This is a genomic window from Dyella sp. C11, assembly GCF_003121485.1.
Taxonomy (GTDB): domain Bacteria; phylum Pseudomonadota; class Gammaproteobacteria; order Xanthomonadales; family Rhodanobacteraceae; genus Dyella.
On sequence record NZ_QAVX01000012.1, the window covers coordinates 1 to 16,183 of the forward strand.

At 64.2% G+C, this 16,183-nt stretch carries 9 protein-coding genes; 3 read left to right on the plus strand and 6 right to left on the minus strand.

The window, feature by feature from the left end:
• Window positions 1–199 precede the first annotated feature (199 nt).
• The 4 genes from DK366_RS12375 to DK366_RS21220 all read right to left on the minus strand — a co-directional run bounded on the left by DK366_RS12375 (window position 200) and on the right by DK366_RS21220 (window position 6,769).
• A complete protein-coding gene (locus DK366_RS12375) occupies window positions 200–1,267 on the minus strand; it encodes an FUSC family protein (RefSeq protein WP_109125867.1) in 1,068 nt (355 codons plus the stop codon).
• Window positions 1,268–1,402: 135 nt separating this feature from the next.
• Window positions 1,403–4,699 (minus strand): efflux RND transporter permease subunit, encoded by a 3,297-nt coding sequence (locus DK366_RS12380; RefSeq protein WP_109125868.1) that lies wholly within the window; start codon window positions 4,697–4,699, stop codon window positions 1,403–1,405.
• Between the two features lie 14 nt (window positions 4,700–4,713).
• On the minus strand, window positions 4,714–5,931 hold the full coding sequence (locus DK366_RS12385; RefSeq protein WP_109125869.1) for an efflux RND transporter periplasmic adaptor subunit: 1,218 nt from the start codon (window positions 5,929–5,931) through the stop codon (window positions 4,714–4,716).
• A 631-nt stretch (window positions 5,932–6,562) separates the two neighbouring features.
• Window positions 6,563–6,769, minus strand: coding sequence for a hypothetical protein (locus DK366_RS21220; protein WP_157956515.1), 207 nt, complete (start codon window positions 6,767–6,769; stop codon window positions 6,563–6,565).
• Here DK366_RS21220 and DK366_RS12390 point away from each other — a divergent pair.
• The 3 genes from DK366_RS12390 to DK366_RS12400 all read left to right on the plus strand — a co-directional run bounded on the left by DK366_RS12390 (window position 6,768) and on the right by DK366_RS12400 (window position 13,674).
• Window positions 6,768–11,702, plus strand: coding sequence for an NAD-glutamate dehydrogenase domain-containing protein (locus DK366_RS12390; RefSeq protein WP_109125870.1), 4,935 nt, complete (start codon window positions 6,768–6,770; stop codon window positions 11,700–11,702). The genes DK366_RS21220 and DK366_RS12390 overlap by 2 nt on opposite strands.
• Window positions 11,703–11,931: 229 nt before the next feature.
• Window positions 11,932–12,693, plus strand: a complete 762-nt coding sequence (locus DK366_RS12395; protein WP_109125871.1) for an NAD kinase — start codon at window positions 11,932–11,934, stop codon at window positions 12,691–12,693.
• Window positions 12,694–12,744: 51 nt separating this feature from the next.
• The gene (locus DK366_RS12400) at window positions 12,745–13,674 is read left to right on the plus strand and encodes a 5'-nucleotidase (RefSeq protein WP_109125872.1); all 930 of its coding nucleotides are present in this window, start codon (window positions 12,745–12,747) and stop codon (window positions 13,672–13,674) included.
• Window positions 13,675–13,869: 195 nt separating this feature from the next.
• Here the strand turns inward: DK366_RS12400 and DK366_RS12405 are convergent, their stop codons facing one another.
• The gene (locus DK366_RS12405) at window positions 13,870–14,742 is read right to left on the minus strand and encodes an aldo/keto reductase (RefSeq protein WP_109125873.1); all 873 of its coding nucleotides are present in this window, start codon (window positions 14,740–14,742) and stop codon (window positions 13,870–13,872) included.
• A 27-nt stretch (window positions 14,743–14,769) separates the two neighbouring features.
• A complete protein-coding gene (locus tag DK366_RS12410; protein WP_198651533.1) occupies window positions 14,770–16,083 on the minus strand; it encodes an NCS2 family permease in 1,314 nt (437 codons plus the stop codon).
• Between the last annotated feature and the right edge of the window lie 100 nt (window positions 16,084–16,183).

Sequence of the window (16,183 nt, forward strand, 5' to 3'; positions counted from 1 at the left end):
GTTAAGGGGTTGAGGGGTTGAGGGTTTCGTGGCGCCCGGATGCTTGCGAAAGACTTCCTACCCGTCATTCCCGCGAAGGCGGGAATCCAGTGACTTTCGCACGCCAAATCAAAGGCGCTGGATGACCGGCCCTTCGGCCGTTGAAAAGCGCCTCCCGCCTTCGCGGGAATGACGGCGAGGTAGATCGAAACGCCTTGGACTAGGAGCCCTCACTCGCCGCCCGCTCTTCCACGGCCCTCAGCGGCAAAATCAATCGCGCTGCCAGCAAACCCAGCACACCGCCCAGCAACGTCTGCCAGATGCGCGCACTCAGGAACATCACCGAGTGTTCGCCTGAAGCAGCCAGCGTTACCACCAACGTAAACGCGAACGCCGCGCAGGCGATGTCGTAGCGTTCGGGCAGGGCCATGGCATAGATCACCATCGCCACCGCGGCGAGGGTCCAGATCACCAGCGGTGCATGTTCGGCCAGCGGCAGGCAGGCCAGTCCCAGCGGCACGCCGATCAAGGTGCCGATGATGCGTTGGCGTACGCGCGCGGCCGTGCCGATGGCGCTGCCAGCTACCACGTAGACGCAGGCCGTCACCGCCCATACCGATTCGGGCATGTGGAACCAGGCATTGAGTGACACCACCACCAGCGAGGCGATGGCCGCCTGCATGCCCATGATGAAAGGCGCCGAGAGATTCCAGCGGCCGGGCAGGCCCACGGGCGACAGCGCGGCCAGTTCGGCAGGTTTTTCGGCAGGACCGGACAGGAGTCGCGGCACGATGCAGGCCACCGAGGCGATGCATCCCGCCACCAGAATGGCCGGCCAAGCAGAAGCGTCGATCTTCATGGTCAACGCAAACACCTGGCCGATGTAGAACTGCGAACCCACACCTGCGCCGGTGACGCCATAGCGCTTGAGATAACTGGCGAGAAACGCACCGATAAGCAGCACGAATTCCGGGGCGCCGCGACCTAGCACGAACAGCGATGGCGACAGCAGCGCCTGCACGAGCGCACCCACCGTGGCCGCCGCGCAGAGCAGTGCCAGATCGCGGCTGGATTCCGGACGCGTGTGGCGCGCTTCGGACACGCTGGCCCACAGCGCGAAGCTGGCCGCCAGCACGCCCACCGAGACGCTGGTGCCGAATCGCTGCGTCACGTCGTGTAACGCACCGAGTGCGGCGGCAATGCCATAGGCCGTGACCAGGCGCAGACCCTTGATGCGGCGGTGCGTGCCGGGATCAACGCGTTCAAGCCAGGCGACGAAGGAGCGCATGCGTGCGGGAGGGCAGGGAGACTATCCCGCCATTATGGGACGCAGGTGGGCGCGTGTTTTTCGGGAACGCAGGATGCCTAACGAAAAGCCCCGGTCTTGCGACCGGGGCTTTCGTCGAACACTGGCTCGGTTCGTTTACGCGCCGCGGCGCGGGTCCGAATCGAACGGCTGCATGTGGCCCTGACCACCACCGCCGCCCTGCGGCGAAGGATTGCCGCCGGTCGGTGTATCGGTGGCCGGCTGGCCATGTGCCTGGCGGATCGTGGTGGAAGCCTCGTCCAGCTTGTCGCCGAGCAGGCGACGCACCGTCACGTAGAACACCGGGATCAGCAGCAGACCCAGGAACGTGGCGAAGATCATGCCGCCGATCACGCCCGTACCGATGGAGTGACGGGAGTTCGCACCTGCGCCAGTGGAGATGAACAGCGGGAACACACCCAGGATGAACGCCATGGAGGTCATCAGGATGGGGCGCAGTCGCTGGCGGGAAGCGGTGATCACCGCATCGAACAGCGACTTGCCGTCCTGCTGCTGTTCCACCGCGAATTCCACGATCAGGATCGCGTTCTTCGCCGCCAGGCCGATCACCGTGATCAGGCCGATCTTGAAGTACATGTCGTTCGGCAGGCCGCGCAACATGCAGAACACCACCGTACCCAGCAGGCCCAGCGGCACCACCAGCAGCACGGCCACCGGAATCGACCAGCTTTCGTACAGGGCGGCAAGGCACAGGAACACGATCACGATGGACAGCACCAGCAACAGCGTGGCCGAGTTGCCGGCCAGGATTTCCTGGTACGACTGACCCGTCCAGTCCGCGCCGAAGCCCTTCGGCAGATCGCCATCCACGATGCCCTGCAGGGCACCCATGGCCTGGCCGGTGGAGAAGCCCGGTGCTTCGTTACCCACGATTTCCACCGCGGCGTAGCCGTTGTAGCGGGTGAGGGCAGGCGAGCCCATGTCCCACTTCGTCTGCACCACGCTGGAGATGGGGATCATGTTGTACGGGTTGACCGTATTGGCATACGACGAGGTGGACGAACTACCCGTGCTCGACGTGTTGGTTGCCAGGCTGCTCGGCGTGTAGATGTGCGACAGCGCTTCCGGACCCATGCGATAGGCCTGGTCCGCCTGCAGGTAGACGCGCTTCACGCGGCCGCCATAGACGAAGTCGTTGACGTACACCGGCGCCAGCGTGAGCTGGATGGCGGTGTAGACATCGCTTACCGACAGGCCCATCGACTGTGCCTGCACGCGGTCCACCACCATGTCCCACTGCGGGGCATCAGGCAGCGAGTTGGGACGCACGCCGAACAGCGCGTGGTTGTCCTTCGCCTTGCCAACCACCGTGGCCATCGCCTGCATCAGCTCGCCATGCGTCTGGCCCGCGCGGGCCTGCAGATACATGTCGATACCGCCGAACTGGCTGAGGCCGCGGATGGTGGGCAGGTTCACCACGAAGATCTGCGCATCGCGAATGCCGTGGAACACGCCATTCAACTTCAGGATCAGGTCGTCGGCGGTAATCGACCGCTCGTCCCAGTCCTTGAGCTTGATGAAGGCCATGCCCGTACTTTCACTTTGGCCGATGAAGCTGAAGCCGCTGATCTGGTACATGCCCACCACGTCTTCCTGGAATGGGCTCTTCTTCAGGTTTTCGCGCATCTCGGCCATCACTTCCTGCGTGCGGTGCAGGGTGGCACCGGGCGGCAGGTTCACGATGGCCAGGGCAAAGCCCTGGTCTTCACTGGGCACGAAGCTGGTGGGCAGCCTGGTGTACAGGAAGCCGGCGATCACCACGATGATCACGAACACGATCATCCAGCGCGGCGAGTGACGCGTCGCGCTGCCGATGTGGCCGCTGTAGGTGTGGGTGACCTTGTCGAACAGCTCGTTGAACTTGCGGTAGACGATGTTCTTCTTGTGCTCGTGCGTCGGCTGCAGCAGCGTGGCGCACAGGGCCGGTGTAAACGACAGCGCGAGGAACGCCGAGAAGCCCATCGACACGGCGATGGTCAGCGCGAACTGCTTGTAGATCACGCCCGAGGCACCGGGCTGCAAGGCGGACGGCACGAACACCGCCGCGAGCACCACGGTAATGGCCACCACGGCGCCGGTGATCTGGCCCATCGCCTTGCGCGTGGCCTCCTTCGGCGAGAGGTGTTCCTCCGTCATGATGCGTTCGACGTTTTCGATCACCACGATCGCGTCGTCCACCACGATACCGATGGCCAGCACCATGCCGAACAAGGTCAGCTGGTTGATGGTGAAGCCGAGTGCGACCAGGCCGATGAAGGTACCCAGCAGCGCCACCGGAATCACCAGGGTCGGGATGACCGTGGCGCGGAAGTTCTGCAGGAAGATCAGCATCACCAGGAAGACCAGGATGATGGCCTCCACCAGCGTGTGCACCACTTCCTTGATGGAGATCTTCACGAACGGCGTGGTGTCGTACGGCGCAAACCAGGTGACGCCTTCCGGGAAGTCCTTGGCCAGCTCGGCCATCTTGGCCTTCACGGCATCGGCCACGTCCAGCGCGTTGGCGCCGGGCAGCAGCTGCACACCAAGGCCGCCGACCTGCTGGCCGTTCCACGTGGCGCCCAGGCCGTAGCTCTGCGGACCGAAGTCGATGCGGGCCACGTCATTGAGCTTGATCACCGTGCCGTCGCTGTTGGCGCGCAGGATGATGTTGCCGAACTCCTGCGGCGAGGAGAAACGACCTTCCGCCGACACCGTGGCGGTGAACGCCTGGTCCTTCGGCGACGGATCGGCACCCAGCGAACCGGCAGCGAACTGCACGTTCTGCGCGGCGACCGCGTTGTACACCGAGCTGGCCGAGAGGCCGTAACCCTGCAGCTTGTCCGGGTTGAGCCAGATGCGCACGCCGTATTCGGCACCGATCAGGCGCGTGGCACCGACACCGGGAATGCGGCCCACCTGATCGGCCACCTGCGACGCGATGACGTCGGCCAGGCGGTTGCCGTCGATGTCCGGATTGCTGGACACCAGCGACACGAACATCAGGAAGTCCGGGTTGCTCTTGGCCACCACCACGCCCTGCTGGGTCACGGCGGTAGGCAGGCGCGGCTGGGCCAGCTGCACCTTGTTCTGCACCTGCACCTGGGCGATGTCCGGATCGGTACCGGTTTCAAAGCTCAGCGTGATGGTGGACGTACCGTTGGAGTTGGACGAGGAGCTGAAGTACAGCAGGTGATCGATACCGGTGAGCTGCTGCTCGATCACCTGGGTGACGTTCTTTTCCATCGTGTCGGCGTTGGCGCCGGGATACGTGGCCGACACCACCACCTGGGGAGGTGCGATGTTCGGATACGACTCGATACCCATGTTCAACACGGAGATGGTGCCAACCAGCGTGATCAGGATGGCTACCACCCACGCGAAGATGGGGCGGTCAATAAAGAAACTCGGCATGTGCGTCGACTCCCTTACTGCTTACCGGCAGCAGCGTCGGCGTGACCGGCTGCCGGCTGTCCCTGTGCGCCGGGCTGCGCGTTCGGCTGCCACGGACCGGCCTTGGCCGGCTTGCCCGGCTGCACTGTCTGCACACCCGACACGATCACCTGATCGCCGGAAGCCAGGCCGTTGGTGACGATCCAGTTGCCGCCCGCCATGTCGGTGGTGACCACGTTCTTGCGCACCACGTTGCCGTCCTGGCCAACCACCAGCGCATAGGCGCCCACCACGTCGCGCTGGATGCCCTGCTGCGGGATCACGAAGACGTTGTGCTGTTCGCCCAGGTTGGCGGTGAGGGTGATGTAGGTGCCCGGCAGCAGGCGCTTGTCCGGGTTGGGCAGCAAGGCGCGAAGGTTCACCGCACCCGTGGTCGGATCGACCGTGGCGCCGGAGAAATCCAGCGTGCCGTCCTGGTCGTACTTGCTGCCATCGGGCAGGGTGACCTTGACGGTGGTCTTGGCCTGGTCCGACAGCGACACGTTGCCCTTGGACTGCGCAGCGCGCAGGCGGTCCAGGTCGGCCGAGCTGACGGTGAAGTTCACGTACAGCGGATCGAGCTGGTCGACCGTGGTCAGCAAGGTGGAGCTGGAGCCCGTATCGGCGGCGCCGGCGCCGACGATGGCACCTTCGGTAACCTGCTGCTGGCCGGCGCGGCCGTCGATGGGCGACACCACGCGCGTGTAGCTGAGGCTGATCTTCGCGTTCTCGACGGCGGCTTCAAGCTGCTTTACCGTGGCGGCGCTGCTGCGCTCGTTGGCTTCGGCGGCGTCGAGGTCCGACTGCGAGATGTAGTTCTGCGGACGCAGCTGGCGATAGCGCTCGGCCACCTTGTGATAGTTCACGTAGGTCGCCTGGCCGGCTGCCAGGTTGGCCTTGGCCGAGTCGAGCGCGGCCTGGTACACGGCCGGGTCGACTTCAAACAGCACCTGGCCCTGCTTCACGTCGGTACCTTCCTGGTACACGCGCTTGAGCAGCACGCCCGACACGCGGGCGCGCACGTCGGCACTGCGGTAAGCCGAGACACGGCCCACCAGATCCTTGGTCAGCGGCGTGTTCTGCGGCTGCGCTTTCACCACGCCAACTTCCGGCGGGGGCGGCTGCGCCGCACCTTGGTCCTTGCCTTTGCCACAGGCGGCCAGAGAGAGCAGGCCAAGGCACAGCAGGGATGTGCGCAATGACGTGGACTTCATGTGGGCTCCATTCTTTTTAATGTGGTCGGGGGATGTAGCGCGCCGCCGCCACTCCGGCGACGGCAAATTCAGGCTGCGTCGAGCACACAACAACCCCGCGGGTCCTTGTCCCGGTGAGGGGAGCGAAGGTGAGGCGGGGCCCGGGTAAGTCGAGGCTCGTTCAGGCAGACGGGCTTGGACTATACCGTACAGTTTACAATTTGTAGAGACACCCTTTTTGAGCAGGGCGGGCCGCCAAAGCCGCCACGACGCGTTTCGCGAGCGCGGCCAAGCGGGAAGTCCAGTACCCCATCACAAACCCTGGGGACTAATTTTGGCTGAATTCCGTGAAGGAAGGGTGTCGGCGTCGATGACGCCGCTCGTGGGCGCCGCGGATGGTGCCAGCGCCGCGGGGCAAAAGCGTGTGCCGATGGTTCGGTTGCATCCCAGGCGCACTTGCTGACAACAGCCCAGCGAGCTGCAGGACGTCGCCCGAACGCGCCATCGATCATGCGAAGTTGCTTCATTTGATCTGTTGCGCTGCAACGTTTCCAACATGTCGGCGGCATGACATACGCGCTGGTATTGCCGCCCGTGGCCCATGGCTGGAACACGCGCACCGTGCAGGCAACGCACGAACACTGCACGTGTTTCATGCCGTGAGTGCGCGTGCCGCCACTGCTCGGGCTGTCATGCAAACGTCGCGAAAGCGCACCTGCGGGATCTTTGCTGCACGGGCGTCATGGCCTGCTGCAAGCTGAAGTTCGCCTTTCGCAAAGGTGGATAAGGTTTCACGCGAGGCGTATTCTTTTAAGGCTTTTTTTGCCTCATACCGTCTCCCCAAAACAGTAGATGCCATGAACGCGATTCGTGCGGCCAGCAACAGCTCATTCCCCACTGTTGTCCTCGAAGAACTGAAGCAAAGCGGATTCCCTACCCAGCGCCTTGATGAGGCGCAATTTTTTATCAGCGCTTTCTTCGCGCGCATCGCCGATGGCGATCTTGAACTGCACACCTCCCGCGAATGGGCCGCGTTGATCGCGGACCTGCTCAATTTCATGCAGCAGCGCCAGCCGGGCCATGCCTCGGTACGCGTGGTGAACCCGGAAACGGGCCACGCCGGCCGCAGCTACATCGAAGTCGTCACCGACGACATGCCCTTCCTGGTCGATACCGTGACCATGGTCGCGGCCGAACACCTGCAGATCCACGCCGTGATCCATCCGGTGGTTGAGGTGTCGCGCGACGCCGCCGGCAAGTTGCTCAAGATCGGTGCGGCCGATGGCCAGCCCGAATCGGTGATGCATTTCGAAGTGGATCGCGTCGCCAACGACGAAGAGCTCGCCAAGCTCAAGACCAGGCTCGAAGGCGCGCTGGAAGACGTGCGCGTCGTCGTGGCCGACTGGAAGAAGATGCGCGACCAGGCGCTGGCCATCGCCGGCGACCTGCCGTCGCGCCAGCTGCCGATCGACAGCGCCTCGGTGACGGAAGCCACGGAATTCCTCCGCTGGCTGGCCGACGACAACTTCACCTTCCTCGGTTACCGCGAATACGAAGTGACCGAAGCCGATGGCGAAGAGGTACTGCGCGCGAACGAAGGTTCGGGCATGGGCATCCTGCACAAGAGCGAGCGCTCGCTGGCGCCGCGTTCGCTGCGCTCGCTGGTCGCCAGCGACCTGCCGCAGTCCGGTTCCACCGACGCCATCATCCTCACCAAGACGAACGCGCGCTCGCACGCGCATCGTCCGGGCTACATGGATTACGTGGGCGTGCTGAAGTTCGACGCCAACGGCAAGCCGGTGGCCGAGCAGCGTTTCCTGGGCCTGTTCTCCTCCAACGCCTACATGGCGCGTCCGCAGGACGTGCCGCTGGTGCGCCAGAAGTTCGAATACGTGATGGAGCGCTCGGGCCTCAAGCGCGATTCGCATTCGGGCAAGGCGCTGCGCCACATCCTGGAGACGCTGCCGCGCGACGAGCTGTTCCAGAGCAGCGACGAAGAGCTCTACAACACCGCGATGGGCACGCTGGAGCTGCGCCAGCGCGCTCGTACGCGCCTGTTTGTGCGCCGCGACCGCTACGGCCGTTTCGTCACCTGCATGGTTTACGTGCCGCGCGAACGCTTCAACACCTCGGTGCGCGAACGCATCGAGTCGCTGCTGAAGGACGCCATGCGCGGCGAAAGCCTCGATTCGTCCGTGCTGATGGGCGAAGCGGCGCTGGTGCGCCTGCACGTGGTGATCCGTCCGAAGATCGGCGACCAGGTGCAGTACGACGTTGCTGCGCTGGAGAAGGGCGTGGCCACCATCGTGCGCAACTGGCACGACGACGTCCGCGACGAACTGGTGAACGCCTTGGGCGATCACGATGGCGTGGTGCTGGCCAACCGTTACGCCAAGGCCATGCCCGCCGGCTACATGGAAGACGTCTCTGCCATTGCCGCGGCCCAGGACGTGCACCAGCTGTCACAGCTCAAGGGCGACGATGCGGTGCGCATGTCGTTCTATCACCCGGCTGCACGCCCGGAAGAACTGCGTTTCAAGGTGTACCGCAGCGGTGGTGACATCGCGCTGTCCGAAGTGCTGCCGCAGCTGGAGAACCTCGGCCTGCGCGTGCTCACCGAGCACCTGTACGACATCAACGTCGGTGGCACCACGCTGTACATCCAGGACTTCGAAGTGCAGACCGCCGGCAGCCTCGCTTTCAGCGTGGAACAGGTGGGTACGCTGTTCGAAGATGCCTTCGAGCAGATCTGGCGTGGCAATGCCGAGAACGACGGCTTCAACCGCCTGGTGCTCGGCGCCAAGCTGAGCTGGCGCCAGGTCGCCATGCTGCGCGGCTACTGCAAGTACCTGCTGCAGACAGGCGTCGCCTTCTCGCAGTCGTACATGGAAGATGCGTTCAACCGCTACCCGGCCATCGCCGGCCTGCTGGTGGAACTGTTCCTCGCCAAGTTCGATCCGCGTCGCGAAACGCTCTCGGCCGACGAACTGAAGCGCGCCGGCGATCTGCTGCGTGGCGAAATGCAAGTGCTGATCCCCGAGTCGCTGCGCCATGCGCATCCGGCGCTGGTGGATGGCCTGGTCGCTGCGCTGTCCAAGCCGCGCGACGAACAGATCAATGTGATCGAGGAAGCCATCGGCACGCTGCTGGAAACCGTGTCCAGCCTCGACGACGATCGCATCCTGCGCAGCTTCATCGCGCTGATCCGCGGCACGCTGCGCACCAGCTTCTTCCAGCAGTGGAACGACCAGTACCGCAGCTACATCAGCTTCAAGTTCGATTCGCACAACGTGCCCGATCTTCCGAAGCCGGTGCCGTACCGCGAAATCTTCGTGTGCGCGCCGCGCGTGGAAGGCATCCACCTGCGCTTCGGTTCGGTGGCGCGCGGTGGCCTGCGCTGGTCGGATCGTCGCGAGGACTTCCGCACCGAAGTGCTGGGCCTGGTGAAGGCGCAGATGGTGAAGAACACCGTGATCGTGCCGGTGGGCTCGAAGGGCGGTTTCTACGTGAAGCGTCCGCCCGTCAACGGCGATCGCGACGCGCAGCTGGCCGAGGGCATTGCGTGCTACCGCATGTTCATCAGCGGCCTGCTGGACATCACCGACAACCTGATCGAAGGCAAGGTGGTGCCGCCGCACGACGTGGTGCGCCATGACAACGACGATCCGTACCTGGTTGTTGCTGCCGACAAGGGCACGGCCACGTTCTCCGACATCGCCAACGCCATTTCGGTCGAGCACGGTTTCTGGCTGGGCGACGCGTTCGCGTCGGGCGGCTCGAACGGTTACGACCACAAGGGCATGGGCATCACCGCGAAGGGTGCATGGGAGTCGGTCAAGCGCCACTTCCGCGCGCTGGGCCGTGACAGCCAGTCGCAGGACTTCACCTGTGCCGGCATCGGCGACATGTCCGGCGACGTGTTCGGCAACGGCATGCTGTTGTCGCGTCACATCAAGCTGGTCGCGGCGTTCGACCATCGCCACATCTTCCTCGACCCGACGCCGGACATCGAACGCTCGTTCGTTGAACGCGAACGCATGTTCAAGCTGCCGCGTTCGAGCTGGGACGATTACAACAAGACGCTCATCTCCGCGGGTGGCGGCGTGTATCCGCGTACGCTGAAGTCGATTCCGATTTCGCCGGAAGTGCGCGTGGTGCTCGGCCTCAAGCCGGAAGTGACGCAGCTGACGCCGAACGAACTGCTCAGCGCGATCCTGAAGGCACCGGTCGACCTGCTGTGGAACGGCGGTATTGGCACGTACGTGAAGTCGACGGCTGAAACCCATGCCGACGTGGGCGACCGCGCCAACAACGCGCTGCGCGTCAACGGTGCGGAACTGCGTTGCAAGGTGATCGGCGAGGGCGGCAACCTGGGCTTCACCCAGAAGGGTCGCATCGAGGCTGCGCAGCACGGCGTGCTGCTCAACACCGACTTCATCGACAACTCGGCCGGCGTGGACACCTCCGATCACGAGGTGAACATCAAGATCCTGCTGGGCGATGCCGTGCAGCGCAACGAGCTCACGCTCGACCAGCGCAACACGCTGCTCGCCAGCATGACCGACGAAGTGGGCCAGCTGGTGCTGTGGGACAACTACCGCCAGAACCAGGCCATTACGCTGATGGAGCACCAGTCGGTGCATCGCATCGGTTCGATGGCGCACTTCATCCGCATGCTGGAATCGGAAGGCCTGCTCGACCGCCAGGTGGAAAACCTGCCGACCGAAGCCGAGCTGACCGAGCGCAAGACGCGCGGCATCGGCATGACGCGTCCGGAACTCTCCGTGCTGCTGTCGTACGACAAGATCAAGCTGTACCAGCAGCTGCTCGACTCGGATGTGCCGGAAGATCCGTACCTCTCCAAGGAGCTGGTGCGTTACTTCCCGGAACCGCTGCACGCCAAGTACGCCGAGCACATGCAGCGCCACCGCCTGAAGCGCGACATCATCGCCACGGCCGTCACCAACTCCACCATCAACCGCATGGGCGCCACCTTCATGATGCGCATGCAGGAAGACACGGGGCAGGGCCCGGCGTCCATTGCCAAGGCATATACGGCAGCGCGTGAAATCCTCGATGCGCGTGAGCTGTGGTCGCAGATCGAAGCGCTGGATGGCAAGGTGGCCGAGAACACGCAGATCGACGCGATCCTGCAGATCTGGTCGCTGCTGCGTCACACCACGCGCTGGCTGCTGAACCGTCCGGGCGGCACGCTGGACATCAACGCCAACGTGGAGCGTTACCAGGCCGGCGTCACCGAGCTGCGCGCTGCGTTACCGGTGGTGCTCACCGAGACGGGCAAGCAGGAATTCGCCACCAGCCAGGAGAAGTGGGAAGGCCTTGGCATGCCGGGCGAACTCGCCCTGCGCATGGCACGCATGCCGGAACTTCGCGCGATGCTCGACATCGTTGAAGTGGCCCAGCAGAGCGGCCAGCCCATCGCCAAGGTGGCCGGCGTGTTCTACGAGCTGGGTGAAGCGCTCGACCTGGAATGGCTGCGCAGCCAGATCGAGGCGCTGCCGGTGGAAGGTGCATGGCACGCACAGGCACGTGGTTCGCTGCTGGATGAGCTCAACCACCAGCATCGCGCACTTGCCCTGCAGGTACTCACCATGACCGGCAATGCCAAGGACGTCTCGCCGGTGCAGGCATGGCTGCAGCGTGACGACGCCACGCTGAAGTACACGCGCAACATGCTGGCGGAAATCCTGACGCAGAACGCGGACTACCCGATCGCATCGGTCGCCGTCCGTCGCCTGGCGCAGCTGGCACAGGTGCCGGTGACCCAGTAAGCGGCAGGGTCTGCTCGGTCACGCCGGGCAGACCTCGCGGCTTCCAGCTTTTCCATCGGCCCGTACCCCCCACCGTCATTCCCGCTTTCGCGGGAATGACGGTGGGGCAAATACGTCGTGCTTGTGGGTGACGCTGTCACCAGCGAAGGGCGCAGACCGGCGACGGTCTTGCGCCCTTCGTCCATCTAGGATCAACTGACGCCCTTACCATCGACTGTTGACCGGCCCTATGCGCTTCGCCTTCGTCGCCAGCGAAACCAACGTCGCCCAGCAGGCGCGTCGTAAGCTCATCGATCGCTATGGAGACACGCCGCCCGAAGAGGCGGACGTCATCGTGGCCCTGGGTGGCGACGGCTTCATGCTGCGCACGCTGCATGCTTATCGCGCGCTGCCTGCACCCGTCTATGGCATGAAGCTGGGGCGCGTGGGCTTCCTGATGAACAAGCATCGGCTCGATGAACTCGAGGAGCGCATTTCCCGTGCGCATGCCGCAGTGCTGTATCCCCTGGAAATGCGCACGATCTGCACGAACGGGGAAGTGACACATGCGCTGGCTTTCAACGAAGTCTCGCTGCTGCGCCAGAGCAACCAGGCGGCGCACCTGGAAGTGAAGCTCAACGACACGGTGAAACTGCAGAACCTGGTCTGCGACGGCATCCTGGTGTCCACGCCGGCCGGCTCCACCGCGTACAACCTGTCTGCACACGGGCCGATTCTTCCGCTGGATGCCAACGTGCTCGCGCTGACGCCGATCAGTCCGTTCCGCCCGCGTCGCTGGCGCGGCGCGATCCTGCCGCACCGCACGCTGGTCACGTTGCGCGTGCTCGATCCGGGCAAGCGTCCCGTGAGTGCCACGGCCGATTACCTGGAAGTGCGCGACATTCGCGAAGTGGAAATCCGCCAGTCCGCAGGGCAGGGCGTGCGCTTGTTGTTCGACCCGGAACACAACCTGGAACAGCGCATCCTGGACGAACAGTTCGCGCAGGATTGAGCGCAACAGGCGTCCCATCCGCGTCACGCGACCCATGCTAGATTGCACGCCATGAGCCGCCCCAAGACAGACGCCCACGATCCATCGGCCACCACGGACAACCGCCTTGTGGTGGCCATTTCCTCGCGTGCCCTGTTCGATCTGGGTGACAGCCACGACCTGTTCGAACGCGAAGGCCTTGATGCCTATCGTTCCTTCCAGATCGATCACGAGAACGAGATCCTCAAGCCGGGTGTGGCATTCCCGCTCGTGCAGAAGCTGCTGGGCCTGAACAAGCTCGCGGGCGATGTGCCGCCGGTGGAAGTGATCCTGCTGTCGCGCAATTCCGGCGACACGGGACTGCGCATCTTCAACGCCATCCAGCATTACGGGCTGGAGATCAGCCGTGCGGCGTTCACCAGCGGCGCGCCAACTTCCGACTACATCGCGCCGTTCAAGGCCGACCTGTTCCTCTCCGCCAATGCCGAAGACGTGGGGCGCGCACTCGCCGCCGGCGTGGCTGCTGCCACCATCCTGCCGTCCATCGCGCCACCGCGTGCCACCGAGCAGCTGCGCATTGCCTTCGATGGCGATGCGGTGATCTTCGGCGACGAAGGCGAGCGGGTGTCGCGCGAGGAAGGCCTTGAAGCCTTCCACCGCAGCGAGCACCAGCTGGCCAACGAGCCGCTGTCGGTAGGGCCGTTCCGCGGCTTTCTCAGCGCCGTGCATCGCCTGCAGGCCGCGTTTCCGGCCGAAGATTCACCCATTCGCACCGCACTGGTCACCGCGCGTTCCGCACCCGCGCACAAGCGCGTCATCCTCACCTTGCGCCGCTGGGGCGTGCGTATCGACGAGGCCTTGTTCCTGGGCGGGCGCGACAAGGGGCCGTTCCTGGATGCATTCGGCGCCGACATTTTCTTCGATGATTCACCGGCGAACGTGGAATCCGCGCGCAAGCATGTGGCCACCGGCCATGTGCCGCATGGCGTGTCCAATCGATAGGGCGCCTCACCACTACTGATCGATAGGGCACCCCACCTACTACGGTGGGAGCGCACCCTGTGCGCGACCGCAGCGTCGCGGGTTGCCTCTTTGGACGCTTGTCGTGATGACCCAGCCGCGACGGGGCTTATATGGGACGGTCGCGCACAGGGTGCGCTCCCACACGCAAGCGCCACACGCGGGCGCCGTGCGCCATCAGGGCACGCCATGGCCCTTACTGGCCGTCCAGATGGCGTACCAGTCTTCGGCATCCAGTTGCACATCCAATGCGGCCACGGCTTCGCGCAGACCGTCGATACGACCTGTGCCGGTAATGACATGCGGGCGTGACGGATGGCGCAATGCCCAGGCAAAGGCCAGGGTGGTGAGGCTGATGTTGTAGCGGCCAGCGATGGCTTCCATCTCTGCGCGCACGCGCACAGCCTGTTCGTCATCGCCGGTGAACAGGCGACCACCGCCGAGCGGCGACCAGATCATGGGGCGCAGGCCAAGCTGCTGGGCCTGGTCGAGCGTACCGTCGTCCAGTGCATCCATCTGCAGGGGCGACAGTTCGATCTGGTTGGTGATCAGCGGATGATGCTGGTGCAACAACGCGAACTGGCTGGTCGTGTGGTTGGATACGCCCCAGTGCGCCACCTTGCCTTCGCGTGTGAGCGTGGCGAAGGTGTCGGCGAGTGCGGCGGCATCCATCAGGTAATCCGGTCGATGGATCAGCACCAGATCGAGCTGCTCGGTATGCAGGTTGCGCAGCGATTGTTCCACCTGCGCGCGCACGTAGGCGGCGGAGGTGTCGTAGTAATTGATGCGGTAGGGCTTGTCGGCGGAACGCAGGCGGATGCCGCACTTGCTCACCAGCTGCATGCGCTGGCGCAGCGCAGGCGAGGCCTTCAAGGCTTCACCGAACTGCGCTTCGGCCTGGTAATCACCATAGATGTCGGCGTGATCGAAACTGGTGATGCCCAGCTCCAGCGCCTGCTCGATCCAGCGCACGCGCTCGTCCACGCTGAGCTTCCAGCTGACGATGCGCCACAGGCCGGCGACGATGGGGGAAAGAGTAAGGTTGGTCATGTCACTGAAAGCTCGGTAGATGGGTCGTCACAAGTGCGCCAGCAGCACGGCCGAGAGCGCGGCGATCACCCACATCGCCGGCTTGATGTCCTTGCTGCGCCCGGTGCAGGCCTTGATGATGACGAAGGAAAGAAAGCCGTAGGCCACGCCATCCGTGATGGAGTAGGTCAGCGGGATCAGGATCATGGCGAGGAAGGCGGGAATGGCCTCGTCGAATCGGTGCCATTCAATTTGCGTGACCGATTCCATCATGAACACCCCGACCAGCACGAGCGCAGGCGCGGTGGCGATGGCCGGCACCAGCGACAGCAGCGGCGAGAGAAACAGGAAAGGCAGGAAGCACAGGCCCGCCACCACGGCGACCAGCCCGGTGCGTCCACCCACCGAGATACCGGCGGCGGATTCGATATAGGCATTCGCCGGGCTGGTGCCCAGCGGGGCGGAGATCAGGGCAGCGAAGGCATCCACGCGCATCGACTGTTTGATCTGGCGCGGCTGGCCATGTTCGTCGTACAGCTTGCCGGCTTCGGCGATGGCCAGGAAGGTGGACAGCGCGTCGAAGAATGAAGTGAACAGCATGACGAAAATGAAGGGCCAATAGACCACCTTCAGCGAACCGAGCAGATCCAGTTGGCCCATCGCCGAGAAATCCGGCGCAGCGAAAAAACCGCCCCAATTGACCAGCGTCTTGGTGGCGATGGCTGCTGGCCAGTACGCCGTGCCATCGCCCCACAGCCGACCGATGGGAATGGCGATCAGCGTGGTGAACACGATGCCGAGCATCAGCGCACCGGTGATCCTGCGCGCCACAAATACCGTCGTTGCAGCCAGTCCGATCAGGAAGGTGATGACCACCGGATTGAGCGAGGCCGAACGCACGATGGTCACCGGATCGCCGATGACGAACTTGGCATTGACCAGGCCGATCAGGCTGATGAACAAGCCGATGCCGCAGGACACCGCATGCCGCAGGCTGGCTGGAATCGCCTCGACCACCAGCTTGCGTGCATTGAACGCAGCCAGCACCGCGAAGATCAGGCCGGACCAGAACACGCAGCCCAGCGCGGTCTGCCAGGGCAGTTTGCCGACGTGAACCATGACGAAGGCGAACAGCGCGTTCATGCCCATGCCCGGCGCGATCAATACCGGATTGCGCGCATACAGGCCCATCGCGCAGCTGCCCAGAAAACTCACGATCACGGTGGCCGTAAGCGCCCCCGCGAACGGTACGCCAGCCTGGGCGAGGATGCCGGGATTGACCACGATGATGTACATCGCGGTGAGAAACGTAGTGATGCCGGCGAGCACTTCGGTCTTGATCGAAGAGCCGGCAGCGCGCACGCCGAAGTAGCGCTCGAGTGCGGTGGCGTCGTGCTGGGGCGGGGCGGCGCTGGGCAGGTCGCTCGGGTCCGCGGCAAGGTGTGGGGGCTTATTCTCCCAT

What these genes read in the sequence shown, in the direction of transcription:
- DK366_RS12375 (WP_109125867.1), bottom strand. Translation starts at nt 1,267, where the DNA reads ATGCGCTCCTTCGTCGCCTGGCTTGAACGCGTTGATCCCGGCACGCAC.
- DK366_RS12380 (WP_109125868.1), bottom strand. Translation starts at nt 4,699, where the DNA reads ATGCCGAGTTTCTTTATTGACCGCCCCATCTTCGCGTGGGTGGTAGCC.
- DK366_RS12385 (WP_109125869.1), bottom strand. Translation starts at nt 5,931, where the DNA reads ATGAAGTCCACGTCATTGCGCACATCCCTGCTGTGCCTTGGCCTGCTC.
- DK366_RS12390 (WP_109125870.1), top strand. Translation starts at nt 6,768, where the DNA reads ATGAACGCGATTCGTGCGGCCAGCAACAGCTCATTCCCCACTGTTGTC.
- DK366_RS21220 (WP_157956515.1), bottom strand. Translation starts at nt 6,769, where the DNA reads ATGGCATCTACTGTTTTGGGGAGACGGTATGAGGCAAAAAAAGCCTTA.
- DK366_RS12395 (WP_109125871.1), top strand. Translation starts at nt 11,932, where the DNA reads ATGCGCTTCGCCTTCGTCGCCAGCGAAACCAACGTCGCCCAGCAGGCG.
- DK366_RS12400 (WP_109125872.1), top strand. Translation starts at nt 12,745, where the DNA reads ATGAGCCGCCCCAAGACAGACGCCCACGATCCATCGGCCACCACGGAC.
- DK366_RS12405 (WP_109125873.1), bottom strand. Translation starts at nt 14,742, where the DNA reads ATGACCAACCTTACTCTTTCCCCCATCGTCGCCGGCCTGTGGCGCATC.